6 protein-coding genes are annotated in these 6,934 nt (G+C 68.5%); all 6 read left to right on the top strand.

The window, feature by feature from the left end; all coding sequences use genetic code 11:
* Nucleotides 1-1,019 (top strand): PucR family transcriptional regulator (locus tag BN11_RS07880; RefSeq protein ID WP_048696404.1); only part of this gene is annotated, 1,019 nt, incomplete at its 5' end.
* Between the two features lie 161 nt (nucleotides 1,020-1,180).
* Nucleotides 1,181-2,662, top strand: coding sequence for a uracil-xanthine permease family protein (locus BN11_RS07875; RefSeq protein WP_048696402.1), 1,482 nt, complete (start codon nucleotides 1,181-1,183; stop codon nucleotides 2,660-2,662).
* Nucleotides 2,663-2,755: 93 nt separating this feature from the next.
* Nucleotides 2,756-3,616 carry an FAD binding domain-containing protein gene (locus BN11_RS07870; RefSeq protein ID WP_048696400.1) on the top strand — a complete coding sequence of 287 codons (861 nt, stop codon included), beginning with the start codon at nucleotides 2,756-2,758 and terminating at the stop codon, nucleotides 3,614-3,616.
* Nucleotides 3,613-4,128, top strand: coding sequence for a (2Fe-2S)-binding protein (locus BN11_RS07865; protein ID WP_048696398.1), 516 nt, complete (start codon nucleotides 3,613-3,615; stop codon nucleotides 4,126-4,128). Before BN11_RS07870 ends, BN11_RS07865 begins: the two co-directional genes overlap by 4 nt.
* On the top strand, nucleotides 4,125-6,545 hold the full coding sequence (gene cutA / locus BN11_RS07860; RefSeq protein ID WP_048696396.1) for an aerobic carbon-monoxide dehydrogenase large subunit: 2,421 nt from the start codon (nucleotides 4,125-4,127) through the stop codon (nucleotides 6,543-6,545). The genes BN11_RS07865 and cutA overlap by 4 nt, the downstream gene beginning before the upstream one ends.
* A 9-nt stretch (nucleotides 6,546-6,554) precedes the next feature.
* Nucleotides 6,555-6,934: SRPBCC family protein (locus tag BN11_RS07855; RefSeq protein WP_048701024.1), on the top strand; the 380-nt coding region annotated here is incomplete at its 3' end.

Here is a 6,934-nt window from a genome sequence, read left to right as displayed (position 1 = left end):
CGTCGGTGCGCATCGTCGGCGGCTCCGGGGCGGAGGGTCGCATCGTCGCCATCGCCGACGACCGCCCGATGACGGGCAACGACATTCATCTGCTCGAACGCTCGGCCACGGTCGCCGCGCTGGCCCTCGCCCGGGAGCAGGCGGTGCTGGCGGTGGAGAGCAAGTACCGCGCCGAGTTCCTCCGCGACGCGCTGTCCGGCCGGGCCGGCTCCAGCGTCGACGCCGTCGCGCACGCCGACAGCCTCGGCTGGACACTCGGGGAACGGCTCGTGGTCGTCGTCGCCGAAACCGACGAGGACGACTCGGCGACCGAGCGGTCCGGTGAGGAGATCCGAGCGCTGCAGCAGCGGTTCGCCCGCGCGTGGACCCGGGCCGTCGGCGCTCGCGACCGTCGCGCGCCGGTCATGGGTTTCTCGCAGGAGGTCGTCACCCTGCTCGCGATCCCGGCGGACGCGACCACCGAGAAGGTGATGGCGACGATCACCGATCTGGCGCGGGTCGTCCGCGGCGACGGCGGCGGTGGCCGGCGCCCGTTCTCCACCGGCGTATCGCGACCGGTGACGGGCGTGGAGAACCTCCCCGCGGCATACGCCGAAGCGCTGCGGGCAGTAGCGGTCGGACGGCAGAAGCACGGCCCGGGAGCGATCACGCATTTCGACGAACTCGGGATCTACCGGCTGCTCTCCCTCGTGCCGGACAGCGACGAACTGCGCCAGTTCGTCGACGACGCCCTCGGCGAGCTGGCCACCGACGACAACCCCGAGAACGCGGGGCTGCGCACCACCTTGACCGTGCTCATCGACACCAATCTCAATGTGGCCGAGGCCAGCCGGATCCTGTTCTTCCACTACAACACGCTGCGGTATCGGATCGCGAAACTGGAACGGATGCTCGGGCCGTTCACGACCGATCCGCAGCTGCGCCTGACACTCGCCCTCGCGCTGAAAGTGCTCGAGATGCGCGGCTTGTCCCAGAATCACCAGGCCCGTCCGCCCGCGCGAGTGTCACAACAGGGTTAACACGCTCGGACACGCGGTGAAGAATTGCCAACAAAACCGCAGGTTGGCCGTAGTTTTTTGCTCAGTGCGTAAAACGCGCACCACCACTACCGTTCCCCCCATCCCCAAACGATGGGGTGAGCTGCGTCATACAGACGCCGATTGAGGTTGGAGAAGACCCCATGGCATTCAGTTGGACTCTGCACGGGGACGGCAACCTGTCCGGCCCCGATGACGTCGTCGCCCCCGACGAACGTCTCTCCTGGGGCAAGACCATCGGTCTCGGTGCCCAACACGTCGTCGCCATGTTCGGGGCAACCTTCGTCTTCCCGCTCATCATGGGGCTCAACCCGCAGCTCGCGATCATGATGAGCGGCCTGGCGACCATCATCTTCCTGCTCATCGTCAACGGCCGGGTGCCGTCCTATCTCGGCACCTCGGCCTCCTTCGTCGGCGCCGTCGCGGCCATTCGCGCGCAGGAGGGCGCCGATTCGTCCCGGGTCACCGGAGCGATCCTCGTCGCCGGCCTGGTCCTCGCGATCATCGGTGTCCTGATCCACTTCATGGGTTCCGGAGTGCTGCACCGGGTGCTGCCGCCGGTGGTCACCGGTGCGGTCGTCATGCTCATCGGCTTCAACCTGGCGCCGGTCGTCGCCGGCATCTATTGGCCGCAGGACCAGTGGGTCGCGCTGCTGACGATGCTCTTCACGATCATCTGCGCGGTCGCCTTCAAGGGCTTCATCAGCCGGATCTCGGTCTTCCTCGCTCTCATCTTCGGCACCCTGCTGTCCTGGATCCTCGACAAGACCGCCGGCCCGATCACCTCCGTCCTCGGCGGCGCGACCGAGGCCACCGAGCACGTCCGCTGGAACACCTCCGGCATCGGCGATGCCGCGTGGTTCGGCCTGCCGGCCAAGACGATGGTCGGCCCGGACGGCATGGAGGTCGCCGGCTGGCACATGCCGAGCTTCAACGCGGCGGCCATCCTGCTCGTCCTGCCCGCCGTCATCGCCCTCATCGCCGAGAACACCGGCCACGTCAAGGCGGTCGCCGAGATGACGGGTGCCGACCTGGACCCGGTCATGGGCCGCGCGATCGCGGGTGACGGCGTCGGCACGGCCTTTGCGTCCTTCTTCGGCGGCTCCCCGACGACCACCTATGCCGAGAACATCGGTGTCATGGCCGCCACCCGGGTCTATTCGACGGCTGCCTACTATGTCGCCGCGCTGGTCGCGATCCTTTTCGGCCTCTCGCCGAAGTTCGGAGCGCTCGTCTCCTCCATCCCCGGCGGCGTGCTCGGCGGCATCACCGTCGTGCTCTACGGCATGATCGGTCTGCTCGGCGCCAAGATCTGGAAGGAGAACGGCGTCGACTTCGGCAACCCGATCAACCTGGTGCCGATCGCCGCCGGCATCATCATCGGCATCGGTGACGTGCAGATGAAGTTCTCGGACAACTTCACCCTCGGCGGCATCGCGCTCGGCACCATCGTCACGATCGCGGCGTTCCACCTCGCAAAGGCCATGGCGCCCGCCGAGTTGCGAGCCCGCCACGAAGGGGCCGCGATCGCCGTGGGCGACTACACCTATGGCGACCAGGACGGCGTCGACGACCTTCTCCAGGAAGACAATCCGGAGGACTTCTACGGGCACCGCCCCAAGTAGGCCCGATCACGGCCAGGGGTCCCGGGCTCGGCTCGGGACCCCTGCGCCATTCTTGAAGCAATCCATCACCGATATGGGGGGAGGATCGATTCCGTGAAACCCGCACCCTTCGTCTATCACGCGCCACGCACCCTCGACGAGGCATTGGCCGCACTCGGCGAGGTCGGCCACGACGGCAAGATCCTTGCCGGGGGCCAGAGCCTGATCCCGATGCTGTCGATGCGCCTGGCCACGCCGGCGCACCTGATCGACATCAACGGGGTCGCGGGGCTGGACACCATCGAGGTCGCGGATGGGTATGTCCGCGTGGGCGCCTGCGTGCGCCACGCCCAGCTCGAGCGGTCCGAGGAGGCGTATGCCGCGTTGCCGCTGCTGCGGCAAGCCCTCCGGAACGTCGCGCACCCGGCGATCCGCAATCGCGGGACGACGGTCGGGTCGATCGCGCACGCGGACGCGGCCGGGGAGATGCCCTCGGTCGCTGTCCTCACCGATGCGGTCATGGAGGTATGCGGACCGGCCGGCTCCCGCGAGATCGCTGCGGGGGATTTCTTCACCGGTCCGCTGGAGACGACCTTGGGCGCAGACGAACTGGTGACGGCGGTGCGCTTCGGGCGTTTCCCGTCGAACACTTCGACCGGGTTCGTCGAATCCGCCCGCCGCAGTGGCGATTACGCCGTTGCCGGGGTGGCGTTGGCGCTGACGTCGGGCGACGGCGCGATCTCTGCAGCGCGGGCGTCCTTCGTATCGGTGACCGATGTGCCGGACGTTCTTGATCTGACCGAGGTGCTCTCGGGGGCAACGGCCGAGGACGTCGCCGCGCGCGCGGACGGGGTGATCGAGGCGGTCCGTGCCCACGTCACGCCGGAGTCCGATATCCACGCCAGCGCCGACTATCGGCGCATGCTCGCCGCCGAACTGACCCGCCGCCTGATCGCCGAGGTGATCTCCCGATGAGCGAACTTTTCCCCGTCTCCGTGAGCGTCAACGGCGTCGCGCATGGCGCGAGCGTGCCCGCGCGGAGGCTGCTCTCGGACTTCCTGCGTCACGACCTGCGCCTGACCGGCACCCACGTCGGGTGCGAGCACGGGGTATGCGGTGCGTGCACCGTGCTCCTCGACGGGGCGCCGGTGCGTTCGTGCCTGATGTTCGCCGTCCAGGCAGCGGGGCACGAGATCACGACCGTCGAGGGCTGCGGCACGATCGAGGCGATGGGGCCGGTGCAGCAAGCCTTAACCGAGAGCCACGGGCTCCAATGTGGTTTCTGCACACCGGGTTTCATCACCACGATCACCGCCTACCTGCGCGAGAACCCGGAGCCGACGGCGGAGGAGGCGCGAGAGGCGATCTCCGGCAACCTGTGCCGGTGCACCGGCTATCAGAACATCGTCAAATCGGTGCTCCGGGCGGCGGAGATTATCCGCGGCACTGACGCGGAGGCTGGCGACCGGCAGGAGGCGCCCGCATGACGACGCGACAGTTCGGCGCTCCCGTGCAGCGCCGGGAGGACCCGCGGCTGGTCACCGGCAACGGCCGCTATCTCGACGACCTGGGACACACGGCATACGAAGCAGCGTTCGTGCGCAGCCCGCACGCGCACGCGCGAATCGTCGACATCGACGTCACCGAGGCACTGGATACCCCTGGACTGGTGGGGATCTGGACGCACGAGGACCTGGAGGGCCCGGTCGGGGAGCACCTGCCCGTGCTCATCCCGCACCCGGCGCTGATCGCCCCGCGCACCGGCCGCGCCCTCGCCAAGGACGAGGTCAACCACGTCGGGGAGGCGATCGTCTTCGTCGTCGCCGAGGACCGGTATGCCGCCGAGGACGCCGCCGCGAAGATCCGCGTCGACTACGAGTTCCTGCCCGCTGTCGTGGGTGTCGAAAAGTCGCGTGCGGCAACGGAACTCGTGCACGACGACGTGCCCGGCAATGTCAGCGCCCACCTGCTGCAGGAGGTCGGCGATCTCGACGCCGCGATGGCTGGGGCGCCGCACCGGCTCAGCCTGGACCTGTCCATCGAGCGCAGCGCCTCCATCCCGATGGAGGGCAAGGGTGTCTATGCCAAGTGGGACAGCGACGCCGAGCACCTGACGCTCTGGTCCTCCACCCAGACCTCCACCGGCGTGCGCGCGGCCGTCGCGACCCGGCTCGGTCTGCCGCTGGCGAAGGTCGACTGCATCACGCCCGACGTCGGTGGCGGCTTCGGGTCCAAGATCATGCATCCCTGGCCCGAGGAAGTCCTCGTGCCCTGGGCCGCAATGATTCTCGGGCACGACGTGAAGTGGACAGAGGACCGGCGCGAGCACTTCATCTCCTCCACCCACGAGCGGGGGCAGCTGCAGCAGGTCGAGGTCGGCTTCGACGACGAGGGCCGGGTGCTCGCGCTTGATGTGAAGTTCTGGCACGACAACGGGGCCTACACGCCATACGGCATCATCGTCCCGATCATCACCGCCACCCAGCTGCTGGGGCCCTACAAGCCCGGCACCTATCGGGTGGAGTTCTGGTCGCTCTACACCAATACCGTGCTCGTGACCCCCTATCGGGGGGCCGGCCGCCCGCAGGGCGTCTTTGCGATGGAGCGGACGATGGACGCGATCGCCGACCATCTCGGCATCGATCGCGCCGAGGTCCGCAGCCGCAACTTCATCCTCCCGGAGGAAATGCCCTACGACCACGGATTGATGTTCCAGGACGGCCGGCCGCTCAAATACGACAGCGGCGACTTCCCGGCCTCGCTGGCGAAGCTCAAAGCGCTGGTCGGGTGGGACGACTTCGCTGCCTATCGCGAAGAAGCCGAAAAGCACGGCCGCAGAGTCGGTTTGGGCATCGGCTGCTATGTCGAGGGCACGGGTGTCGGGCCGTACGAAGGGGCCCACATCGTCATCGAGACGAGCGGTCGTGTCAATGTCGCGACCGGGCTGACCACGCAAGGGCAGGGCCACCAGACCGCGTTCGCCCAGATCGTCGCCGACGAGTTGGGGGTGCCACTGGAGAGTGTCCATGTCACCACCGGGGACACTCGCAAGATGGCCTACGCCGTCGGCACCTTCGCCTCGCGCGCGGCCGTGATGAGCGGCAACGCCGTCGCGCTGGCCGCGCGCAACGCGCGGGCCAAGGCGCTGAAGATCGCCGCCGACGCCCTCGAGGTGTCCGCCGACGACCTCGAGATCGAGGACGGCGTCATCTCCGTCACGGGCGCCCCGGACACGCGCATGGACATCGGCATGACGGCCGTCCTGTCCAACCCGCTGCGCTACGCCTTCGACGAAGCGGCCAAGGCCGCAACGCAGTTCGCCGGCACCTTCGACCCGGACAAGCCGCCGGTCGCCGACGACGAGGAGCCCGGCCTGGAGGGCAAGGACTTCTATTCGCCGACCCAGGCGACCTTCGCCAATGGCATGCACGCGGCCGTCGTCGAGACCGACCCGGTCACAGCCGAGATCCGCATCCTGCGCTACTGCGTCATCCACGACTGCGGCACGATGATCAACCCGATGATCGTCGAGGGCCAGGTGCACGGTGGCGTCGCGCAAGGTGTGGGCGGAGCCCTCTACGAGCGCATGGTCTACGACGAGTCCGGGCAGCTTCTCAACGCCAGCTTCATGGACTTCCTGATGCCGTATGCCTCCGAGGTTCCGCACGTCGAGACCGATCACCTCGAGACGCCGTCGCCGCTGAATCCGTTGGGCATCAAGGGAGCCGGCGAGGCGGGGACCATCCCGGGCAGCGCGGTCATCGCCTCGGCCATCGAGGACGCCGAAGGCTTCCCGATCACGCGCATGCCGATCTCGCCCGTCGAACTGTGGGAGCTGCGCCAGCGGCACGAGCGCGGGGAGATCCCGTCGCTGCGTCGCGCCCACTCCACCACCACCGAATAGGGAGCAGTCATGAAAATCTCCGGAGCGCACACCCTGCAGGCACCCGTCGACCAGGTGTGGGCCGCATTCATGGACCCGGCCGTCCTGGCCCAGTGCCTGCCCGGCTGCGAGACCCTGACGGAGACCGGCCCGGACGCCTACGCCATGCGGATCACCGCCGGCGTGGCCGCGGTCAAGGGCACCTATGACGGGACCGTCGCCATCGCCGACAAGAACGAACCCGGCTCCTTCACCATGAAGGCCCAGGGCGCCGGCGGGCCGGGCACGGTGGCGGCGGACGTGGCGGTCACGCTCGCCCCGTCGGCGGCCGGCGGGACGGACCTGACCTTCGACGCCGATGCGATCGTCGGCGGCATGATCGGCGGGGGGGGCCAGCGCATGCTGACCGG

The sequence above is a fragment of the Nostocoides australiense Ben110 genome (assembly GCF_001050535.1).
Lineage (GTDB): Bacteria > Actinomycetota > Actinomycetes > Actinomycetales > Dermatophilaceae > Nostocoides_A > Nostocoides_A australiense.
This window is presented reverse-complemented; position numbering and strand designations above follow the sequence as displayed.